Raw genomic sequence first — 19,988 nt, 5'->3', positions numbered from 1 at the left:
CAATGATTATTTTCAAACAATGCATGGGTTTATATGCATTATAGTCTGACCCATAAGCTGAAATATTAATGCTCTGATGGATAAATATAGTACATAGATCAGAGTGCAAATAGACATCTCGTCATGAGGGAAATAGACGGTCTATGAATGCGTATTCGGTCTTTCTACACAGGCTGATTGCACTGTGACTCAACTAGATTTGACATCATTCGCCATTAATATCACAGCACATCAAGACATATTTTCTTTAAGGATGGAGTAAAAAATATGTGGGATTTGGGTGTAATTTTATTGTCTCTTGGGCTACTGATGTATACAGCCTACAGAGGTTTTTCTGTCATTCTTATGGCACCGATTTGTGCCCTGTTGGCGGTTTTACTGATTAACCCTGCTAACGTTTTGCCTTTTTATTCAGGCGTATTTATGCCCAAAATGGTTGGGTTTATTAAAGATTATTTCTTGGTGTTTTTACTCGGTGCCATTTTCGGTAAAGTGGTTGAAATGTCAGGGATTGCCGAATCCATTGCCAAAACCATTGTGAATTTGATTGGTTCTAAAAATGCAATGTTAACCGTTGTGCTTTTAGGGGCGATTTTAACCTATAGCGGTGTCAGTCTCTTTGTGGTGGTCTTTGCAGTTTATCCATTTGCAAATCAACTCTTTAGACAAGCCAACATTCCAAAGCGTTTGATTCCGGGAACCATTGCCCTTGGTGCATTTACGTTTACCATGGATGCCTTGCCGGGAACCCCGCAAATTCAAAACGTTATACCGACGACCTTTTTTGGTACAGACATTTATGCAGCACCGTTTCTTGGTTTGATTGGTGGTGTATTTGTTCTTGTTACAGGTTTGAGCTATTTAGAATGGCGTCGCCGTGTAGCTGCTCGAAATGGCGACGGTTATGCCACAGGTATTGAGCTGACAGAAGCCGAGCAACAACAACTGAAGCAAAACTTAGATACAACCTCGAATGGTTCTACCGCGCGTCAATGGTTGGCTTTTGTACCTCTTATTTTAGTTGCCGTGACCAATAAGTATTTATCCACTGCAATTAAAGAATGGTATCCAAACGGTTTTGATTTCAATGCCATTGGACTTGCAGCTTACACTGTCGATGTTGCCAAAACTTCTGCCATTTGGGCCGTGGGTTTAGCCTTAATTGTGGGTATTATCGCGGCAATTTCATTTGATTTCCGTCGTGTCTATACGGGCTTCAAAGATGGCGTTAATGCCAGTATTGGCGGGTCTTTACTTGCAGTGATGAATACCGCATCTGAATATGGTTTTGGTGCGATCATTGCGGCTTTACCGGGCTTTGCGATCATTAGTCATGCATTGGGCAATACCTTTACCAATCCACTGGTCAATGGTGCGGTCACCACGACAGTATTGGCAGGCGTGACAGGTTCAGCCTCTGGCGGTATGAGTATCGCTTTAAGTGCGATGGCTGATCAATACAATGCTGCGATTCTAGTCATGGGGATTCCACCCGAAGTGATGCATCGTATTGTTGCGATGGCATCTGGTGGTATGGATACCTTACCGCATAACGGTGCCGTGATTACCTTGCTTGCAGTCACAGGTTTAACCCATAAACAATCGTATAAAGACATTTTTGCCATCACCATTATTAAAACCATCGCGGTATTTGTTGCCATTGCTGCCTTTACTTGGTTTGGTATTGTTTAAGACTTTGGAATGAAAAAAGAAGACAACGGAGTACATCATGAGTCAACTGTTAAAAGATAAAGTTGCATTTATTACAGGTTCAGCGAGTGGTATTGGACATGAAATTGCAAAGAAATTTGCCAGTGAAGGTGCAAAAGTTGTCATTTCTGATATGAATGCAGAGAAGTGTGCTGAAACGGTGGCGGCACTTCAAAAGCAAGGCTTTGAAGCATTGTCTGCGCCTTGCGATGTGACCGATGAAGAGGCATATAAAACAGCGATTGAACTGACTCAGAAAACCTATGGGCGGTTGGACATCCTCATCAATAATGCGGGTTTTCAGCATGTTGCAGTGATTGAAGACTTTCCAACTGCAGTCTATCAAAAGTTGATTAATGTCATGTTGGTGGGGTCGTTCATTGGCATTAAGTACGCATTTCCAATCATGAAAGCACAGCAGTTTGGTCGCGTGATTAATATGGCTTCGATTAACAGTCTGATTGGATTTGCTGGAAAGGCTGGTTATAACAGTGCTAAGCATGGTGTGATTGGTTTGACCAAAGTTGCGGCTTTAGAGTGCGCGCGCGATGGCATCACTGTGAATGCTCTGTGTCCAGGCTATGTCGATACGCCGTTGGTACGCGGTCAAATTCATGACTTGGCTAAAACCCGAAATGTCAGTGAACAAAGTGCATTAGAAGATGTGATTTTGGCGATGGTGCCGCAAAAACGCTTACTCAGTGTCGAAGAAATTGCGGATTATGCAATCTTCCTTGCCAGTGATAAGGCGGGTGGTGTAACGGGTCAAGCCGTGGTGATGGATGGTGGTTATACCGCGCAATAACTTAGCTCAGCACACGTTTAAAAATTGAAAAGCCTTGGATGTTCGTATCTGAGGCTTTTTTATAGCGAGAAGTTTTGCAGAAAGACCTAGGTTTAAATAAGTGGTGAGCTTGGTGAATGACTCGGTAAATATAGAGTTATAGACTGAAGATTTTCAAATCCTTTCTCTTTTTCTGATTTATAGTTCAAAGTTTTACTTAACAAGGATGAAGGATTTAATGTAGATCAATTAAATCAAGAGATTAAGGATAAAATGGATGCATAACGACGATACAAATGAGCCCCAGAAATCACAAAATCAATAGGTACAGAGAACTCTCAGCACGGTATTCATTTGCTGATTGGGTATAAAAAACTAAATTTTAATAAAAATAATCAGTTTTAAATCAATAAAAAAAGATGGATTTTTATTTTTATCTTATTGAATGGATTATTCTTTTATTAAAGAGCATTGCAAATTACAGCTTCTGCCACACTTGATTTTCATCATCAAAAGACACCGTAAAATTAAAACGAGAGTCCGCTGTTACCAAGTAACCTGTAGGTGTTTTCATGAGAACTTTGAGCACAGTGCCTTCTTCAAAATTAATGGGTGGAAAGTCTTCTTTTGTCAGTGTGAGTGGTTTGATCAGTTCAAGTACTAGGGTTTCCATGTCATAGATCCAATAGTTTTTAATGAAAAGATAGTAGCATGAAGTCATTTTAAAATGTGCAAACTTCATTCTTTTATACATAAAATCAACAAGTAATCGTATCGTTGTCATAGAAATACCATTAGTGTATTCGCTTTAAATCCTAAGCAATTTTTTAGTTTGAAACCCAAAAGTTATAAACAATAAAATATTATTTTAAATCTGGGAAAGCCCGTTCTTATTTTTATAAGTTATTGAAATAATTTATTTTGATTGTGCTGTGACTGATCAAGTCGGAAAATAATGTCCTGAGCTCTTGTGAAGAGGCATACAAATCAAATAACGTATAACCCAATAAGGATAAGTAAAGTGTACAAACTTGCTGTAATGCGATTGTACTAAATTAAGAAATAAGGATTAGTATGCACGGATTGCATACCTGAAATATAAAAGGGATATAGATCGTTCATGTTTAAGTCATTTTTCCCAAACCCTAGATGGTTTTTTATCTCATTGATTGTGTGGTTTATTGTCAATCTTTCTTTATGGTATTCGGGTGGCAGTGGATGGGGTAGTTGGATTGGCTTTCCTGCAGGTTATGCTGAAGCTGATTTAGTCATTGGAGTAAGCCGTTTTTGGTCGCCCGCTTTTTTATGGTTTTATTTGTGGTTCTTTGTTTCGACCTGCTTGTTTGCCTTATTTTGGCGTTTTTTTTCTGACAATAAATGGCAGCGTTGGTCGGTATGGGGATCAGCATTCATCTTGTTTAACATTTGGTTTGGTGTACAGGTCAGTGTCGTTGTAAATGCTTGGTATAACCCTTTTTATGACTTAATCCAAGAAATGTTGAGTAATGGGGGCGGAGACGTCAACACCCTTTATACAGGTGTCCTGACCTTTTTGTATGTGGCAATGGTGGCCGTGACTTTAATGGTGCTAAATTTATTTTTCGTCAGCCATTATGTGTTCCGTTGGCGTACTGCAATGAATGAATATTACACTGAGCATTGGGAAAAACTACGACACATTGAGGGGGCATCACAGCGTATTCAAGAAGACACCATGCGCTTTGCCAAAACCACTGAAAGTTTGGGGGTAAACTTGGTTGAAGCGTTAATGACCCTCATTGCATTTTTACCAGTGTTATTTAGCTTATCTGTGCATGTCAAAGCTTTGCCTGTGGTAGGTGAAATTCCGCATGCATTGGTTTGGGCAGCAGTAGGTTGGGCGGTGTTTGGTACAGTCGTGCTAATGGTCGTCGGTGCTAAATTACCAGGTTTAGAATTTAACAATCAAAAAGTAGAAGCGGCTTACCGTAAAGAGTTGGTGTATGGCGAAGATCATGCTGAACGTGCTGATCCAGTGAGTTTAAAAGAGCTGTTTAGCAAAGTACGTCTTAACTATTTTCGCCTATATTTCCACTATGCTTATTTTAACTTAGTGCGTATTTGGTATATGCAACTCGATAATATTTATGGTTTATTTGTTTTATTTCCAAGTATTGCTGCGGGTGCGATTACCTTAGGTTTGATGATGCAAATCGCAAATGTTTTTGGCAAAGTTAGGGAGTCATTTCAGTATTTGATTGCATCATGGCCAACCATTATCGAACTGCTCTCAATTTATAAGCGTCTAAAAGCTTTTGAATCGACTTTGGATGACTAAATATTTTTGATGTATCTCACCTGCCTTTCACGGCAGGTTTTTTATGTGCTCAAGCATCATCTTGTCTGTAACTTTTGTTATATGGGTCAAATTAAATTGATGAAATGTTGTTGAGGTTGTCATAAAGCAAAGCAGAATGATGTGTGCGTCAAGCTAAAATAAATAATAAAAACAGTTATTTAAGTTTGTTATTTTATGTGCTTTCCGCTAATGTTTTTATGCGGGTGTTTAAGAGTAAAGTCGTAGTGAATTATAAAATTTTATGTGTATTTGGGGTTTTGGTGAGTGTGTTGCAGGGCTGTACCAGTCTGGGAAATATAGCACAAACAGCTTTTACAAATATTGCATCACCACAAGAACTAATCGTAGAACGAAAAATTAATGATACCGATAAAAACAGCAAAGAATACGTGTATCACACGGTAGGCGTAAAAAATGAAAAAGATATCGAAGCACTATATCCACGGAGCATGTTCAGTCAGTATTGCCAAGCACATGGTGGCCGTTTTAGTCAGACACAAAAAAGTAGTTTTAGCTTAGTGAAAGATCTGTGGGCGAAAAAATTACTTCGCACCTATAACAGTTTAAAACAGGGTACGGGTGCTTTTCGTTGCCAGCTCAATAATGGCGAGCAGTGGTCGGTGAGCATTGAGGCATTGTCTGAACGTAAACTGCCTAACTCAAATGATACTCGTGTGGTTAATTTACAAAGCAAAGTACTGACTGAGCCAGCACCACGGAGTATGGCACCTATTACACCAAGCAAAAAAGCGGTGACGAAGGCACCTGCGATCAAGGCAGAGGTGAAGAAAGAGGAAGAAAGCAAAAAAGAAGTAGAGCCTAAAAAAGAAAACAAAGTGGAAGTACCACCTAAAGTCGCCAAAGCTGTAGAAACACCGCAGCAGCAACAGGCCAAACTGTATGTGGCTGCACGCCGTGATATTAACAGTGGGCGCAACCAAGTCGCTGCCTGTAACAGTGCACAACGCGCATATAACTATGGTCGTTTGCCGGGGTCGGATGCCTCAAATGTCTATACCGAATCGGGCATATTAGTTGCACGTTGTTTAACGGGTATTCCAAGTTATAGCAGTCGTTTTTCCAACCCGAAAGGGCAGGCAAAATATGTTTTGCAGAACTTAGCCAAAAACCATAACCACACAGGTGCTAAAAATATGCTCAAGCAAATGAAGTAAGATTTTCGGCTGTTTGCGACCCAACTTCATGTGAGCACCTCAACCAAAGGAATAACATCATGAGTAATGTCCAAACACCAGCCACCTATTTTACTGCGCCTTTGCTGGATCAGACCGTGCAAGAAATAGACGTTGATATTTCAGCTCAGCCTTATTTTTACAACAATGGCGGAACACCCAAGTATTTAGCCGATGTATCAGATGCTATTGAGCTGATCCAAGCATCCTCAACCAACGCCCATATGAGTAGGGGCCATGTTTATGATGTACCCAAAGAAATAGCAACGATCCAAACCCATTGGGGAGAGCAGACTCAGTTAGCATTCGCGGGAAACTCTTTTGAGTTTATGCCACTCAAAGCCACGCCTGAAACAGCTGCCGCCTTTGGTATGACTTTGGTGAAAGCTGGACAGGCGATAAAGGTGCAGGCTACGCAGAAAAAGTTGTCTCAAATTAAATATCATGATGGCATGTTGGCGGGTCATTTTTTCCCTTATGACCCAACTCAAATCAATCTAGCCACGAAAACCTTATACCCCTTTGTCGTCACAGACTTAGAGCATCATGACTTTCCGCATGTGTTTGCTTCGACCGATCTCAATCATTTGCCGTTGGTGATTTCAGCAGGACGATATTTTCCAAAAGACCGAAAAATTTACTTGGCTGACTTGTGGGTGGAACATGGTGACGCACTTTATGTTCCTGAAATGCCGAAGCAAGTCGCTCCTGAATTTATTGATTTACATAATAACCGTAATGCTGCTTTAGCGTGTTGGAAGGGCGAAAGTAGTCAGTCTACGATTCATATGCATACTTTGCTTGATCCTAAAGGTTATTTTTATTGGTTTTGGAATGCATGCCCGACCATACACCCACAGCTCACTGCATTTGAAACTGCTGAGTTGGATAGGGAAATCGCTTGAATGGAGCGATTTAATTTTCTCCAACTAGGCGGTAATTTTACAGTTCCATAACAGGCTGATAGACGGGCTTTGTGATACAAAGAATGCAATTGTTGATTGGAGTTGAGTTTATGTCACAGCCTGTTTTAAGCGTTTTACGTGGTCGATCTTCTGTTCTTTTTCATCATGCTGTTTTGGCAGTAGCATTGTGTGGTTCAGTCCAAGTTGCTACGGCTAGTACTACAGTCGACCAACTGAGTAATTGTTTGGTGAAGTCAACGACAGCAACAGATAAAACCACTGTGTTGCAGTGGACGTTTGCGGCACTGGCTGCACATCCTGATCTGAAGGTGTATAGCAATGTCACCGATGCACAGCGTACACAGCTAGATAAAAACTTAGCACAGGTCTTACAACGCATTTTGGTGGAGCAATGTTCAGCGCAGACCAAAGCAGTGATTCAAGCTGAAGGTATACAAGCGGTTGGAGATAGTTTTCAGGAACTTGGACAGATTACGGGTGGGGAAATTTTAAAGAACCCTGAAGTGAAAGGGCAGTTGCAAGGCGTACTGCGTTATGTGGATTTGAATAAATTGGTTACGACTTTTTTAACTCCAGAAATTTGGAATAAGTTGGGTGTGACGAGGTAGTTCGGTCTTTGAAGATTATGAATAGTGAGAGCGATTTATAAACTGAATCGAAAGCATTAATGTTATAAAAAAGTCATTAAAAAAGCTCCTTGAATCGAAGGAGCTTTTTTATTTTTGAATCTAAAAAGATGATAAACCATGCCATAAAAGATTCACTTGAGGAACAACACAATTAAATCGTTACAGTCGCCCCTAAAGCTTGAATAAACTGCGCCATCCAAGCAGGGTGGGCAGGCCAAGCTGGCGCTGTGATCAAGTGTCCATCGGTTACAGCTTTCGTCACATCAATGTCTGCATAAGTCCCGCCTGCTAGTTTCACCTCGGCTGCGCATGCAGGGTAAGCGGAACAAGTACGACCTTTGAGTACATCGGCTGCCGCAAGAATTTGTGCACCATGACAAACTGCTGCAATTGGTTTTTTCGCAGTATCAAACTCACGTACGATTTCAAGTATACGTTCATTCATGCGTAAATATTCGGGCGCACGACCACCGGGAATGACTAAACCGACATAGTCCGCAGTCTGTACCGCTTCAAAGTTGTAATTAATGGCAAAGTTATGACCGCGTTTTTCACTATAAGTTTGCTCGCCTTCAAAGTCATGAATGGCTGTTGCGATGCTTTCACCTTCATTTTTATCGGGGCAGACCGCGTGTACGGTATAACCGAGACCTGTTAGAAACTGAAAAGGCACCATGGTTTCATAGTCTTCAGCATAGTCACCTACGAGCATTAAAATTTGTTTAGACATCTTTAAACCCTCTTTATTGTTTGTACATATTTATGTTCAATTTTGATCTAAATTAGCACAGTTCAGATGTCATTTTTAAGTCATTCAGCGCTCTTTAGTCGTATAACTGAGGTCATTTTTATAAAAAAAGCCCCAAGTAATTGAGGCGTTTTAACTGTATAGAAAAGCATGATAAATCAATCAGTTTATATATTCATTGATATGAAATTTACTATGCTGAGGTGTTAATAGTCTAATGTGCAGGCTTTGCCCTGATATTCATAACGGTTGACATCATATTTTTGACCATTCCAGCGGTAAACAGCAACACAAAATCCTGGGCCGCCATTTTCAATATCTGGCCAGCCGTCTTTTCCTTTGGTTTGTAGAAAAGTAGGGATGCCCATGTTTTCAAAAATGAGTTTCCATGTTCCAGCTTTTTGCTGAGAAATGATGTGGTAACCGACACCTGTGTTGCCATAGCACATGGTGCTGTAGTCTGAAATAACTGCGTCTTTTAGACCGTCACCATTGAGGTCTTTATAGGTGGTGATTTCACCTGTGTCGCAGTTACCTTCCCAGCCATGTTTTGTTTTTGTGAAGCCTGCGGCTTTAAAGATTTGGCTTGCTTCTTTAGCTGGAACATTGGGTTTGGTTTCTGCAAATGTGGTGGTGCTGAGGGAGGCTAGGGTAGAAAGTGTGAGGATGACTGTTTTCATTTTTGTCCTTCGGTATTTTTAAAATTGGTTAATGTTTTAAAATAATAGATGGTGGGCAGAGTAAAAATCCTCTCCCTAGCCCTCTCCTTTGCCAAAGGAGAGGGAATTATGCGTATCCAATTGATGACGTGGCAAGTCCCCCTTTGGAAAAGGGGGATTTAGGGGGGGATTACAATAAATCAGGATAAAACTTCTCAAACTCGCTATTCACTGCTTCGCCACGTAATAAATAGCCTTTAGGCTGGATATAGCTATAAATTTCCCGAGTAGGTTGTTCATGCCAACCGATGTTGAAAGCACATAGTTTTGGGAAAAATTGTAGATGGTTATAGTTCAGCTGGTTATGAATCCAATAAGCAAGTTGTTGCCAATTGCTTTGGTCTTTCTTATAAAGTTCTAGAAATGCAGGAATGACAATACACGCCGTTGCACCGTAGCCTTTTTCGTCAGGATAGTCCCAAATATGACTGGCAAAGTTTTTCTCGTTGCTAGCGCAGTTATGTCCTTTTTCATTGCCGAGTTGATTCACTTTTGGAGAACGATATGCAGATCGAATGGTGACACGACCAAATTTTTCTTGAAGTGGTTCAAGCAATTCTTCGCAGAGTTTTATGCCTGTACAAACGGCAATTTCTGGATAGTCTGGAAAGTTAGGCACACCGTACCAATTGGCGATTTCGCTATAGAGGAAGTCGCGCATGATGAAAGACTTTGAAAGTTGGATACGTCCTAAGTCTTCAAGTTTAGTAATAGAGGATACTTTTTTGATATTCATTTGTATTTGTCTTGCAAGTATTTTGCAGTGTTTTCTAAAGTAGGGTAAATTGTTCTAAGATTAATATTTATAAGATCTAGGTCTTTTAAAATTTTCGATTTAGCAGAACCAGCGATTCTAATTCTATGAATTTGATAGTCTGAATCTGATCTTTCATTCATTTTAGCTTTTAGACCAAATAACAAAAATGCTCCAGTTTGAGCTAAGATACGTTTATTGTTAAGTTTGCTTTTAATGCATATAACACGGTTTAAATCGCTTGGTTTAACTAAATTTTGAAAATAGGGTTTTTCCTCTTTAATAAAATGTAAGAATTTTTTATGAGAAGTTAGGCTATAATTTAGCTTGTTAGGAAATGGTTTTTTAAGCAAAAAAGAAGTAAGGCTATTTTTGTCATTTATATTAAGTTTAGCAATATTTGTTATACAACTAACCGTATCAGAGTCATAATATTTAATATTTTTTTTGTTTGGTCTAATAATAATTACTTCTCCATCTTCACCATGTTTATTCTGACAAGCAAAAAATAAAGCAGTTAACGGATTAGAAGTTATATCCAATAATCTAGTATATAAACCAAAATGTTGCATTCTAGTCAAAATTTCTAGAGCATTTTTATCGTCATTAAATGGGAGGGGTTCATTTATAATTAATTCTCTATAAAGTTTATCTTCATTATGTAGATAAACTCTTTTCCCATTAGATCTCTTGCGAAAGTAAAAACCACCTCAATATAAATTTCATGAGATATCAGAAATTAAATCGTTTTTCAGATTCTGAATTCAAACGCTTGGTTGGCGTACCTCGACAAGTTTTTACTGAAATGGTAGAGGTTTTAGAAAAAGCAGAATCACTCAAAAAGAAATCAGGTCGTCCTCATACTTTAGATATAGAGGATCAGTTGTTATTAACTCTCAATTACTTACGGAACTACAGCACTCAACTGGAATTAGCGGCAAATTACCATATCGCTGAAAGTAATGTGAATCGAACCATTAAAAAGGTTGAAGATGCATTGATGAAATCAAGACGTTTTACTCTGCCAAAACGAAGCATTACCACAGCAGACGAACACTTTAACTGGGTCATTATTGATGCGACAGAATGTTCAATAGAACGTCCGAAAAAAAAATCAGAGTAAGTTCTACAGTGGTAAAAAGAAGAAACATACGCTAAAAGCACAAGTGATCTATCATCCGAACAGCAAACAAATCATAGGGCTAGATATATCGAATGGCAGTCAGCATGATATTAAATTGGCAAGAAAAACGGTTAAGAAATTCAAACATTGTGAATATGTTATGACCGATTTAGGGTACTACGGATTAGAGCAAGATGGCTTTAAATTATTGATGCCAATAAAGAAAAAGAAGAATTTACCCTTATTTGATGTTGAGAAAAGGTACAATAAAATGATTGGAAAAATACGAGTTGTGATCGAACACATTAATAGTCAATTGAAAACATTTAGAATATTAAGTGAACGCTATCGAAATAGACGGAAAAGATTCGGTTTACGCATTAACTTAATTGCTGCACTCGTAAACCGGATAAACTTGCAATAATGACTTTCGCAAGAGATCTATTATAAAATCTAAAATTTGAAGGTTCTAACCTATACGTTAATGAAGAATGCCCTCTAAAAAATCTTTCATTGAAATCTGGATTTTCAATATTTATTAGTTTAATCATTTTTCTAAAGAAAGATTCTAAATCTGTTACGCTTTCTTTCTCAGTTTCATTGGAATATTCTATTATTTTCCTGAATAGTTCGGGATTGAAATACAAAAAATCATCACTATAATTTTTTTATATGATTAATATAAATATTTTCTTTATCTAAGGTGACAATTTGAATAAGTATATCGCTTTCATCTCTTCTAAATCTATTTAGTGAATCTAATTCGATAATATCATTTTTTGAATAAATCTTTTTTTGGGTATTTATAAAATAAAATTCTATAATTGAATTTTCTTTTTCATATAGGGCATTTTTCAATTTACATAAATAGATGTCGCCTAATTCATTTGTAATTATAAAGGGGATATGAGTTAACCAAGATAGTTTTTCACTATCTAATATTTTATAAAAAATTTGAAGTTCGGTTGATGCATTAGAAAGTATTAAGTCAGCAGCAAAAATCCTTAAGCTCTTTTTATCGATTATTTCTTTTAGATAGGATGAAGTTGTAGATATATATGCAATAGTCTGATTCATAAGAAACCCCGCATTAAGCGAGGTTTTTATAACACGAAATCAATTGATTAGCGAATAAATCAACCAATCAACTTCTTCATTAATTCATTCACTTGAGCAGGATTGGCTTTACCCTTAGACGCTTTCATTACTTGACCAACAAGACCATTGAAAGCTTTCTCTTTACCAGATTTAAACTCTTCAACCATCTTCTCGTTAGCAGCAAGAACGTCTTTAATAATCGCTTCAATCGCGCCTGTATCAGTTTCCTGCTTCAAGCCTTTTTCTGCAATAATTTCGTCCGCAGTTTTGCCTTCATCCCACATAAAGCCGAATACTTGCTTCGCAATCTTGCCGCTAATGGTGTTATCCACGATACGTGCAACCATGCCGCCAAGCTTTTCAGCAGAAACAGGAGAGTCTGCGAGTTCTAAGCCTGCTTTGTTTAAAGCACCAGAGAATTCGCCCATCACCCAGTTTGCAGACACTTTACCTTGTGCAGCGCCGCCAGCAGCAGCTACAACCACTTCATAAAAGTCAGACATTTCACGGGTCAGCGTCAACACATGCGCATCGTACTCAGTGATACCAAAGTCCGCTACGAAACGCTCACGACGTGCCGCAGGAAGTTCAGGCAACGCAGCACGAGCTGTTTCAATTTGCGCATCTGAAATAATCACAGGCAGCAAATCAGGGTCTGGGAAGTAGCGATAGTCGTTCGCTTCTTCTTTCGAACGCATCGAACGTGTTTCCATCTTCACTGGGTCGAATAGACGCGTTTCTTGGTCAATCGTGCCGTCCCATTCCAAAATTTCCATTTGGCGTTCAATTTCAACATTGATCGCTTGTTCAATGAAACGGAATGAGTTGAGGTTTTTCAACTCGCAACGTGTACCGAACGGTTGACCCGGACGGCGCAACGACACGTTACAGTCGGCACGGAATGAACCTTCCGCCATGTTACCGTCAGAAATACCCAACCAACGCACTAAAGTGTGAATCGATTTGATATAAGCCACCGCTTCTTCAACCGAACGCATATCAGGTTCAGACACGATTTCAAGTAAAGGTGTACCTGCACGGTTTAAGTCGATGCCTGACATACCTTCAAACTGGTCATGGATCGATTTACCTGCATCTTCCTCAAGGTGGGCACGCGTTACGCCAATGCGCTTTACCGTACCATCTTCAAGTTGAATGTCGATATGACCCAAGCCCACAATCGGGTTATCCATCTGGCTGATTTGGTAGCCTTTTGGAGAGTCTGGGTAGAAGTAGTTTTTACGTGCAAACACAGACGCTTGGTCAATGTAAGCATCAATACCCAAACCAAAGCGAATGGCTAAATCGACCACTTCTTTATTCAATACAGGCAGTACACCCGGCATGGCCAAGTCAACTAGGCTGGCTTGCGTGTTTGGATCTTGACCAAATTCAGTCGAAGAACCTGAGAAGATTTTAGATTGGGTCGCCAACTGAGTGTGAATCTCGATCCCAATAACGACTTCCCAACCATCAATCAATAACGATTTTGGTTTCTTTTGAGCTTGAGCCATTATGCATTCTCCTCAGCAATTGCCGCACGTTTCGTATGCCAATCCGTCGCTTGTTGGTACTGATGTACCACAGACAACAGTTGAGATTCTGACCAATAGTTACCAATCAGCTGTAAGCCCACAGGTAAGTTGTCTTTGTCAAAACCAACAGGTGCGTTAATCGCAGGAAGACCCGCAAGGTTAACTGCGATGGTGTAAATGTCGCCCAAGTACATTTCGACTGGAGACAGGTTCGCACCAATTTTATAAGCCGTGGTTGGAGCAGCAGGTGCAGCAATCACATCAACCGATTCAAACGCTTTTAAGAAGTCTTGTTGAATCAGACGACGGACTTTTTGAGCTTTCACGTAGTACGCATCGTAGTAACCTGCAGACAACGCATACGTACCAATCAAGATACGACGTTGCACTTCTGCACCAAAACCTTCAGAACGTGAACGTTTGTATAAGTCCATCAGGTCAACAGGGTTCTCTGCACGGTAGCCATAACGTACGCCATCGTAACGAGACAAGTTTGATGATGCTTCAGCAGGCGCAATCAAGTAATAGGTCGGAACATAAGCTTCAGTCATGTTGAGATCAATCTCAACCAAGGTCGCGCCCATGTCTTCTAACTTTTTCAATGATTCTTCAACGCGTGCTTTTACGTCTGCGTCTAAACCAGCGACATTGAAGTATTGCTTTGGAATACCAATACGTAGACCTTGAACCGCTGTGCCATTTAGGTTCGCCACATAGTCATCAACGTCTTTTTCAACGGATGTTGAGTCTTTTGCGTCATGACCTGCCATCACATTCATGAGGTAGGCACAGTCTTCAGCCGAACGTGCCATTGGCCCGCCTTGATCCAGCGATGATGCATACGCAATCATACCGAAGCGCGAGACACGGCCATAAGTTGGCTTAAGACCCGTTAAGCCACAGAACGATGCAGGTTGGCGAATTGAACCACCTGTGTCTGTACCTGTGGCAAATGGAGCAAGGTCCGCTGCAACCGCTGCCGCAGACCCACCTGAAGAACCACCTGGTACATGACCTAAGTTCCAAGGGTTTGCTGTAGCGCCGTAGAATGAATTCTCAGAGGTTGAACCCATTGCAAATTCGTCCATGTTCACTTTACCTAAAGTGACTAGACCAGCGGCTTTACCTTTCGCTACAACGGTAGCGTCGTAAGGAGAGATAAAGTTATCCAACATTTTTGAGCCCGCAGTGGTTTTAATGCCTTGGGTGCAAAAAATGTCTTTGTGTGCAATTGGCACACCTGTCAATGCGGTTGCTGTGCCTGCTTTAATTGCAGCATCGGCAGCATCGGCTTGTGCAAGCGCTTGTTCTGCAGTCACGGTTACATAAGATTTAACTTGTGTATCCAGTTTTGCAATGCGCTTTAAATAATGTTCAGTCAGTTCGCGAGATGAAAATTTAGCCCCAGCTAAACCCTCAGAGAGTTCACGAATCGATAAGCGATGTAAATCTGTCATGAGAAATGTCTTTACGTTAATTTTTACAAAATAATGGTTTAACTGAATAGAAATTATTCAATCACGCGAGGAACTAGGTACAAACCGTCTTGCACTTGCGGTGCAATGGCTTGATATTCATCACGATGATTGGTTTCTGAAACCACATCTTCACGTAAGGGTTGTGGGTGATCAAATGGGCTTTTAAGCGGCTCAACACCATCGGTGTCGATGCCTTTTAAGGTTTCCATCATGCCTAAAATTTTATTTAGACTTTGAGCATATTCAGCAGATTGCGTATCATCTAGCGACAATCGAGCAAGATTGGCGATTGCTGAAACTGTTTGTGCATTTAAATCTGCAGAATGCTGTGCATCCGATGTAGACATAACATCACCTGAGTCAGTATTAAAAAATTTCAAAATATCGTGCGTTATAATAAGCGATTGACTTGTTCAAATCATCACATTTAGTTAAAGTTGCCACCTTGCGTCCACATAAAGTTTAATCGAGAACGTCTCCGTGATTCTAAAAAGACTAATTGGCTTGTTTTCGCCCGATCTAGCCATTGATTTAGGTACAGCAAATACACTTATTTATGCACCAGGACGAGGCATTATATTAAATGAACCGACAGTTGTGGCGATTCGTCACAGTGGTTCACAAAAAATCGTTGCCGCGGTAGGTCTTGATGCAAAGCAAATGCTGGGCCGTACACCTGCAAATATCTCTGCCATTCGTCCAATGAAGGATGGTGTGATTGCCGATTTTGAAGTGACTGAAACCATGCTGAACCAATTTATTGGTAAAGTACATGAAAAACGTCTGTTCCCACCTGCACCTCGTGTTGTGGTGTGTGTGCCTTGCAAATCAACTTTGGTTGAGCGTCGTGCTATTCGTGAAGCTGTATTTAATGCAGGCGCGCGTGATGTTCGTTTGATTGAAGAACCAATGGCTGCTGCAATTGGTGCCGGTATGCCAGTTGAACAAGCATGCGGCTCTATGGTGGTCGATGTTGGTGGCGGTACAACTGAAATTGCGATTATTTCGCTGCAAGGTTGTGTCTATGCTGACTCACTACGTATTGGTGGTGATGTATTTGATGAACAAATCATTAACTACGTACGTAAAGCACATGGTTGCGTGATTGGTGAAACTACTGCTGAAATTATCAAGAAAGAAGTGGGTATGGCTTTACCAGAAGCCAATGCCAAAGCACTTGAAATTGAAGTTCGCGGCCGTAACCTTGCTGAAGGTGTGCCACGTGCGATCACTGTGACTTCGGACGAAATTACTCAAGCGATTTCTGATCCTTTACAAAGTATTGTTTCAGCTGTGAAATCTGCACTTGAGCAAACGCCTCCTGAGCTGTCTTCAGACATCGCTGAGCGCGGTATAGTGTTGACAGGTGGTGGTGCATTACTGCGTAACCTCGATAAACTTCTTGCGCAAGAAACAGGCTTACCTGTAGTGGTTGCAGAAGATCCTCTAACTTGCGTCACTCGTGGTGGTGGTAAAGTTTTAGAATTCTTCGATAATCCAAATCACGACATGTTATTTGTAGGCTAATAAAGGAATCGGCGGGTGCAAACAAATCTGTTTTCCAGACAACCGCCATCTTTTCGCTCATTTATCATTGCAGTGATCACATGTTTGGTCGTGCTGTTTTTTAACTGGCGCATGCCGCATGTGATTCAACCTGCAAGAGATGTCTTGTACGCCGCTTATAATCCAATTTATGCCGTAGCAAGTTATCCCGTGTTATCGCGAGAGTGGCTGAATCAACAAACCAAGTCTGAAGCTCAATTGCGCCGTGAAAATACCGCGATGCAAGCTGAGTTATTGCAGGCGCAGGTGCGTTTACAAAAATTATCTGAATTATCTGCGGAAAATACGCGTTTACGCGGTCTGTTAGATACCCCGTTGATCATCGATGGTCGTATGGAGATTGCAGAAGTCATTGGGACAGATGCTGATCCATTGCGTCATATTATTGTGGTAAACCGTGGTGCCAACAGTCAGTTAAAAGTCGGGCAAACCGTGCTCGATGACAAAGGGATTATGGGACAGATTATCAATGTCTATCCGCATAGTAGTCGCGTCATGTTGCTTTCAGATAAAGAACATTCTCTTTCGGTTCGCTTGGAGCGATCTGGAATGCGTGCCATTGTTTCAGGGACTGGAGATTTGGGTCATTTGAAAATGGAATACGTGCCGACCAGTGCCGAAATTAAAGTGGGTGAAAAAGTGTACAGCTCCGGTTTAGGTGAGCATTTTCCAGCAGGTTATCTGGTGGGCACCATTTCAAAAATCAGTCGTCATAATTCAGGCGAGTTTGCTCAAATTGATGTTGTTCCTGCTGCGCAGTTAGCGGGCGGGCATCATGTCGTTGTCTTATTTTCCGATTCTTTAGCGATGGAGCAACCGCATGCCGATCGCTAAATTTCGTGCTGCCAAAAAGCGTGACCCGTTATTTCCAATCATTTTTTCGGTGATCATTGCTTCAGTGTTGATGGTTTATCCCTTGTCTTATGCGCTCTCTGGTTGGCGTCCATTGTTTATGATGATGGTGATGCTTTTTTGGGTGCTGTGCCAGCCGACATGGAGCGGGATTTGGTTTGCCTTTGCAGTTGGGATTTTCACCGATTTACTACTCGATGCACCTTTGGGCCTAAATGCACTCAGTTTTGTTCTGATTACTTTTGTGTCCCGTTTTTTAACGCGTGAACGTCGGATTATGACCTTTGCCAATATTTGGGTCATCACCACCTTGGCTGTGGTCGCGCATTTGTTTATTACGTGGATCGCACAAATTATGATTGGGGCACAGTTTTCCCTTGCACGTCATTGGCAACCGCTGTTGAGTAGTGTGCTGACTTTCCCGATGGTCTATTTCATGTTGAAGAAATGGCGCGTTTAATTTTAGCGTCCAGTTCGCCGCGTCGCCGTGAGCTGCTTGAGCAGCTCGGTCTAGTCTTTGATATCTATAGTCCAGATATTGATGAATCTGTACAAGCAGGCGAGTCGGTAGCTCATTATGTGGAACGACTGGCATGTGCCAAAGCTGAGGCAGTACAGCTTCAATATCCTGATGCAATTGTGATTGCTGCCGATACCAGTTTAGGAGTCGATCAAGAGATTTTAGGTAAACCTGAATCTAAGCAGCATGCATTTGAAATGTGGGGAAAAATTTCTGGGCGCAAGCATGATGTATATACTGCGGTTTGTGTTCGTACAAATACGCAAATTTCAAGTATAGTAGTTCGTACTGAAGTCGAATTTCAGCATTTGAGCCCGAATGATATGGAAGCATATTGGGCCACATCTGAACCTCTTGGCAAGGCAGGAGCCTACGCCATACAAGGCATTGCAGCACGTTATATTCCACGCATAGAGGGAAGCTATAGCAATGTCGTGGGGCTACCGTTGCATGAAACGGTACAGTTATTACAGGCAGTTAAGGCACTAAATTAACTGTCTCAAAAGATTTTTTATAATGTTTTGAGTTTGTTATGTCTGACGAGTTATTAATTAACGTCACGCCTATGGAATGTCGCGTCGCGTTAATTGAAAACGGCACGGTCAATGAATTATTTATTGAGCGTACGGTGAAACGTGGTTTAGTGGGCAATATTTATAAAGGTAAAGTGGTGCGTGTTCTTCCGGGAATGCAGGCTGCTTTTGTCGATATTGGGCTGTCACGAACTGCTTTTTTACATATTAATGATATGGTTTGGTCACGTAATCAACCCACCCCCAATGTTTTTGAGCTCTTACAGCCGGGACAAATTCTTACTGTTCAAGTCATGAAAGACATGCTGGGAACCAAAGGGGCTCGGCTTTCAACCGACCTTTCTATTCCTTCGCGCTACTTAGTGATGATGCCTTATGGCAATCATACGGGTGTGTCTCAACGCATTGAGTCTGAAGCTGAACGTGATCGTTTACGTTCGATGATTGAGCGTATTCAAGCGGAACATAAACTTCCGGGTTCAGTGATTGTTCGTACAGCTGCTGATGGGATTGCGGAAGCTGCTATTGCACAAGATATGGCTTATTTGGCAAAACTTTGGGAATTTATTCAGCGCAAGCAAATCAGTATTGCGGTGCCATCGTTAATTTTTGAAGAACTGCCTTTACCCCAACGCATTATTCGCGATCTTGCGAGTGAAAAGACCGCTAAAATTTCAGTCGACTCGCGTGAAATACATGGCAAGCTCCAAGAGTTCGTAGAAGAATTTGTCCCTAATATCAAAGAACGTCTCATTCACTATCCGGGTGAGCGCCCAATTTTTGACTTGTATAATGTCGAAGAAGACATTCAAAGAGCTCTACAGACGCGTGTTGCGTTGAAGTCTGGCGGTTATTTGATGATAGACCAGACTGAAGCTATGACGACTATCGATGTCAATACAGGGTCATATGTGGGTGGCCGCTCTTTAGAAGATACTGTGTTTAAAACCAATATGGAAGCGACACAGGTCATTGCGCGCCAGCTGAGACTACGTAATTTAGGCGGTATTATTATTATCGACTTTATTGACATGCAAGAGCAGGAGCATCGAACTGAGGTCATGACTCAGTTTGAACGAATGCTTGAGCAAGACCATGCAAAAACCAAAATTACACAGGTTTCTGAGTTAGGTTTGGTCGAGATGACGCGTAAACGTACGCGTGAATCATTAGAGCACTTATTATGTGAATCTTGTCCGACCTGTCAGGGACGGGGTTATGTGAAAACAGCTGAGTCTGTATGTTACGAAATCTTTCGAGAAATCATGAGATATACACGTGCGTATCAATCTCAGACTGGCTTTACTGTCGTTGCGCACCCTTCGGTGATTGACCGCTTGTTAACCGCGGAAGCGCCAGCAGTCGCGGATTTAGAGCATTTCATTGGTCGTGTGATTAAATTTCAGGTGGAAAATTTATATACGCAAGAGCAATACGATATCATTCTGAGCTGAAATTGTAACAATATATGGTTAAATAGTT

The 19,988-nt window shown here is 41.0% G+C and carries 21 protein-coding genes; 12 read left to right on the top strand and 9 right to left on the bottom strand.

The window, feature by feature from the left end:
* The first annotated feature begins 267 nt into the window (after positions 1 to 267).
* Positions 268 to 1,692, top strand: a complete 1,425-nt coding sequence (locus AC4MC0_RS12970) for a GntP family permease (RefSeq protein ID WP_184118964.1) — start codon at positions 268 to 270, stop codon at positions 1,690 to 1,692.
* Positions 1,693 to 1,729: 37 nt separating this feature from the next.
* Entirely contained in the window at positions 1,730 to 2,515 is a 786-nt protein-coding gene (locus AC4MC0_RS12965) for a 3-hydroxybutyrate dehydrogenase (RefSeq protein WP_278345373.1), read from the top strand.
* A 457-nt stretch (positions 2,516 to 2,972) separates the two neighbouring features.
* Here the strand turns inward: AC4MC0_RS12965 and AC4MC0_RS12960 are convergent, their stop codons facing one another.
* Positions 2,973 to 3,167, bottom strand: coding sequence for a hypothetical protein (locus AC4MC0_RS12960; protein ID WP_004694700.1), 195 nt, complete (start codon positions 3,165 to 3,167; stop codon positions 2,973 to 2,975).
* A 447-nt stretch (positions 3,168 to 3,614) separates the two neighbouring features.
* On the opposite strand from AC4MC0_RS12960, the gene sbmA reads away from it, so the two are divergent.
* The 4 genes from sbmA to AC4MC0_RS12940 all read left to right on the top strand — a co-directional run bounded on the left by sbmA (position 3,615) and on the right by AC4MC0_RS12940 (position 7,559).
* Positions 3,615 to 4,811 (top strand): peptide antibiotic transporter SbmA, encoded by a 1,197-nt coding sequence (sbmA, locus tag AC4MC0_RS12955; RefSeq protein ID WP_336000580.1) that lies wholly within the window; start codon positions 3,615 to 3,617, stop codon positions 4,809 to 4,811.
* A 143-nt stretch (positions 4,812 to 4,954) separates the two neighbouring features.
* Positions 4,955 to 6,007 (top strand): hypothetical protein, encoded by a 1,053-nt coding sequence (locus AC4MC0_RS12950; protein WP_336000582.1) that lies wholly within the window; start codon positions 4,955 to 4,957, stop codon positions 6,005 to 6,007.
* A gap of 59 nt (positions 6,008 to 6,066) precedes the next feature.
* Positions 6,067 to 6,930, top strand: coding sequence for a hypothetical protein (locus AC4MC0_RS12945; RefSeq protein WP_278345376.1), 864 nt, complete (start codon positions 6,067 to 6,069; stop codon positions 6,928 to 6,930).
* A gap of 110 nt (positions 6,931 to 7,040) precedes the next feature.
* Positions 7,041 to 7,559 carry a hypothetical protein gene (locus AC4MC0_RS12940; protein WP_278345377.1) on the top strand — a complete coding sequence of 173 codons (519 nt, stop codon included), beginning with the start codon at positions 7,041 to 7,043 and terminating at the stop codon, positions 7,557 to 7,559.
* Between the two features lie 172 nt (positions 7,560 to 7,731).
* On the opposite strand, the gene AC4MC0_RS12935 is transcribed toward AC4MC0_RS12940, so the two are convergent.
* The 4 genes from AC4MC0_RS12935 to AC4MC0_RS12920 all read right to left on the bottom strand — a co-directional run bounded on the left by AC4MC0_RS12935 (position 7,732) and on the right by AC4MC0_RS12920 (position 10,430).
* The gene (locus AC4MC0_RS12935) at positions 7,732 to 8,310 is read right to left on the bottom strand and encodes a DJ-1/PfpI family protein (RefSeq protein ID WP_278345378.1); all 579 of its coding nucleotides are present in this window, start codon (positions 8,308 to 8,310) and stop codon (positions 7,732 to 7,734) included.
* Positions 8,311 to 8,534: 224 nt separating this feature from the next.
* On the bottom strand, positions 8,535 to 9,008 hold the full coding sequence (locus AC4MC0_RS12930; protein WP_278345379.1) for a hypothetical protein: 474 nt from the start codon (positions 9,006 to 9,008) through the stop codon (positions 8,535 to 8,537).
* Positions 9,009 to 9,177: 169 nt separating this feature from the next.
* A complete protein-coding gene (locus AC4MC0_RS12925; protein WP_278345380.1) occupies positions 9,178 to 9,783 on the bottom strand; it encodes a hypothetical protein in 606 nt (201 codons plus the stop codon).
* Positions 9,780 to 10,430 carry an FRG domain-containing protein gene (locus AC4MC0_RS12920; protein ID WP_278345382.1) on the bottom strand — a complete coding sequence of 217 codons (651 nt, stop codon included), beginning with the start codon at positions 10,428 to 10,430 and terminating at the stop codon, positions 9,780 to 9,782. The genes AC4MC0_RS12925 and AC4MC0_RS12920 overlap by 4 nt, the downstream gene beginning before the upstream one ends.
* A gap of 95 nt (positions 10,431 to 10,525) precedes the next feature.
* Between AC4MC0_RS12920 and AC4MC0_RS12915 the strand changes: the two genes are divergently transcribed.
* Positions 10,526 to 11,348, top strand: a protein-coding gene (locus AC4MC0_RS12915) for an IS5 family transposase (protein WP_087554504.1) whose coding sequence is annotated in 2 segments (ribosomal slippage) — positions 10,526 to 10,906 and positions 10,908 to 11,348 — 822 coding nt in all. Because the reading frame shifts where the segments join, the coding sequence is not laid out codon by codon here.
* Positions 11,349 to 11,581: 233 nt separating this feature from the next.
* On the opposite strand, the gene AC4MC0_RS12910 is transcribed toward AC4MC0_RS12915, so the two are convergent.
* The 4 genes from AC4MC0_RS12910 to gatC are packed head-to-tail and all read right to left on the bottom strand — an operon-like array spanning position 11,582 to position 15,382.
* Positions 11,582 to 12,001 carry a hypothetical protein gene (locus AC4MC0_RS12910; RefSeq protein ID WP_335996934.1) on the bottom strand — a complete coding sequence of 140 codons (420 nt, stop codon included), beginning with the start codon at positions 11,999 to 12,001 and terminating at the stop codon, positions 11,582 to 11,584.
* A gap of 59 nt (positions 12,002 to 12,060) precedes the next feature.
* Complete coding sequence (gene gatB, locus AC4MC0_RS12905) at positions 12,061 to 13,536, bottom strand: Asp-tRNA(Asn)/Glu-tRNA(Gln) amidotransferase subunit GatB (RefSeq protein WP_278345222.1); 1,476 nt, start codon at positions 13,534 to 13,536, stop codon at positions 12,061 to 12,063.
* Positions 13,536 to 15,014 (bottom strand): Asp-tRNA(Asn)/Glu-tRNA(Gln) amidotransferase subunit GatA, encoded by a 1,479-nt coding sequence (gene gatA, locus AC4MC0_RS12900; protein WP_004981342.1) that lies wholly within the window; start codon positions 15,012 to 15,014, stop codon positions 13,536 to 13,538. The genes gatB and gatA overlap by 1 nt, the downstream gene beginning before the upstream one ends.
* Positions 15,015 to 15,067: 53 nt before the next feature.
* Positions 15,068 to 15,382, bottom strand: a complete 315-nt coding sequence (gene gatC, locus AC4MC0_RS12895) for an Asp-tRNA(Asn)/Glu-tRNA(Gln) amidotransferase subunit GatC (RefSeq protein ID WP_004694671.1) — start codon at positions 15,380 to 15,382, stop codon at positions 15,068 to 15,070.
* Positions 15,383 to 15,515: 133 nt separating this feature from the next.
* On the opposite strand from gatC, the gene AC4MC0_RS12890 reads away from it, so the two are divergent.
* The 5 genes from AC4MC0_RS12890 to rng are packed head-to-tail and all read left to right on the top strand — an operon-like array spanning position 15,516 to position 19,960.
* Positions 15,516 to 16,562, top strand: a complete 1,047-nt coding sequence (locus AC4MC0_RS12890; protein ID WP_320157446.1) for a rod shape-determining protein — start codon at positions 15,516 to 15,518, stop codon at positions 16,560 to 16,562.
* Between the two features lie 15 nt (positions 16,563 to 16,577).
* Positions 16,578 to 17,435 carry a rod shape-determining protein MreC gene (mreC, locus tag AC4MC0_RS12885; RefSeq protein ID WP_004694667.1) on the top strand — a complete coding sequence of 286 codons (858 nt, stop codon included), beginning with the start codon at positions 16,578 to 16,580 and terminating at the stop codon, positions 17,433 to 17,435.
* Positions 17,422 to 17,913, top strand: coding sequence for a rod shape-determining protein MreD (mreD, locus tag AC4MC0_RS12880; protein ID WP_262471299.1), 492 nt, complete (start codon positions 17,422 to 17,424; stop codon positions 17,911 to 17,913). The genes mreC and mreD overlap by 14 nt, the downstream gene beginning before the upstream one ends.
* The gene (locus tag AC4MC0_RS12875; protein WP_335996947.1) at positions 17,901 to 18,467 is read left to right on the top strand and encodes a Maf family nucleotide pyrophosphatase; all 567 of its coding nucleotides are present in this window, start codon (positions 17,901 to 17,903) and stop codon (positions 18,465 to 18,467) included. Before mreD ends, AC4MC0_RS12875 begins: the two co-directional genes overlap by 13 nt.
* A gap of 38 nt (positions 18,468 to 18,505) precedes the next feature.
* Positions 18,506 to 19,960, top strand: a complete 1,455-nt coding sequence (gene rng, locus AC4MC0_RS12870) for a ribonuclease G (RefSeq protein ID WP_004981336.1) — start codon at positions 18,506 to 18,508, stop codon at positions 19,958 to 19,960.
* Positions 19,961 to 19,988 lie beyond the last annotated feature (28 nt).

It is taken from the genome of Acinetobacter sp. CAU_H_S139_7 (genome assembly GCF_058599305.1).
The sequence above is the reverse complement of the archived record's forward strand: the minus strand, read 5'-3'. Positions and strand labels throughout refer to the sequence as shown.

What these genes read in the sequence shown, in the direction of transcription:
- AC4MC0_RS12970 (WP_184118964.1), top strand. Translation starts at nt 268, where the DNA reads ATGTGGGATTTGGGTGTAATTTTATTGTCTCTTGGGCTACTGATGTAT.
- AC4MC0_RS12965 (WP_278345373.1), top strand. Translation starts at nt 1,730, where the DNA reads ATGAGTCAACTGTTAAAAGATAAAGTTGCATTTATTACAGGTTCAGCG.
- AC4MC0_RS12960 (WP_004694700.1), bottom strand. Translation starts at nt 3,167, where the DNA reads ATGGAAACCCTAGTACTTGAACTGATCAAACCACTCACACTGACAAAA.
- sbmA (WP_336000580.1), top strand. Translation starts at nt 3,615, where the DNA reads ATGTTTAAGTCATTTTTCCCAAACCCTAGATGGTTTTTTATCTCATTG.
- AC4MC0_RS12945 (WP_278345376.1), top strand. Translation starts at nt 6,067, where the DNA reads ATGAGTAATGTCCAAACACCAGCCACCTATTTTACTGCGCCTTTGCTG.
- AC4MC0_RS12940 (WP_278345377.1), top strand. Translation starts at nt 7,041, where the DNA reads ATGTCACAGCCTGTTTTAAGCGTTTTACGTGGTCGATCTTCTGTTCTT.
- AC4MC0_RS12935 (WP_278345378.1), bottom strand. Translation starts at nt 8,310, where the DNA reads ATGTCTAAACAAATTTTAATGCTCGTAGGTGACTATGCTGAAGACTAT.
- AC4MC0_RS12930 (WP_278345379.1), bottom strand. Translation starts at nt 9,008, where the DNA reads ATGAAAACAGTCATCCTCACACTTTCTACCCTAGCCTCCCTCAGCACC.
- AC4MC0_RS12925 (WP_278345380.1), bottom strand. Translation starts at nt 9,783, where the DNA reads ATGAATATCAAAAAAGTATCCTCTATTACTAAACTTGAAGACTTAGGA.
- AC4MC0_RS12910 (WP_335996934.1), bottom strand. Translation starts at nt 12,001, where the DNA reads ATGAATCAGACTATTGCATATATATCTACAACTTCATCCTATCTAAAA.
- gatB (WP_278345222.1), bottom strand. Translation starts at nt 13,536, where the DNA reads ATGGCTCAAGCTCAAAAGAAACCAAAATCGTTATTGATTGATGGTTGG.
- gatA (WP_004981342.1), bottom strand. Translation starts at nt 15,014, where the DNA reads ATGACAGATTTACATCGCTTATCGATTCGTGAACTCTCTGAGGGTTTA.
- gatC (WP_004694671.1), bottom strand. Translation starts at nt 15,382, where the DNA reads ATGTCTACATCGGATGCACAGCATTCTGCAGATTTAAATGCACAAACA.
- mreD (WP_262471299.1), top strand. Translation starts at nt 17,422, where the DNA reads ATGCCGATCGCTAAATTTCGTGCTGCCAAAAAGCGTGACCCGTTATTT.
- AC4MC0_RS12875 (WP_335996947.1), top strand. Translation starts at nt 17,901, where the DNA reads ATGGCGCGTTTAATTTTAGCGTCCAGTTCGCCGCGTCGCCGTGAGCTG.
- rng (WP_004981336.1), top strand. Translation starts at nt 18,506, where the DNA reads ATGTCTGACGAGTTATTAATTAACGTCACGCCTATGGAATGTCGCGTC.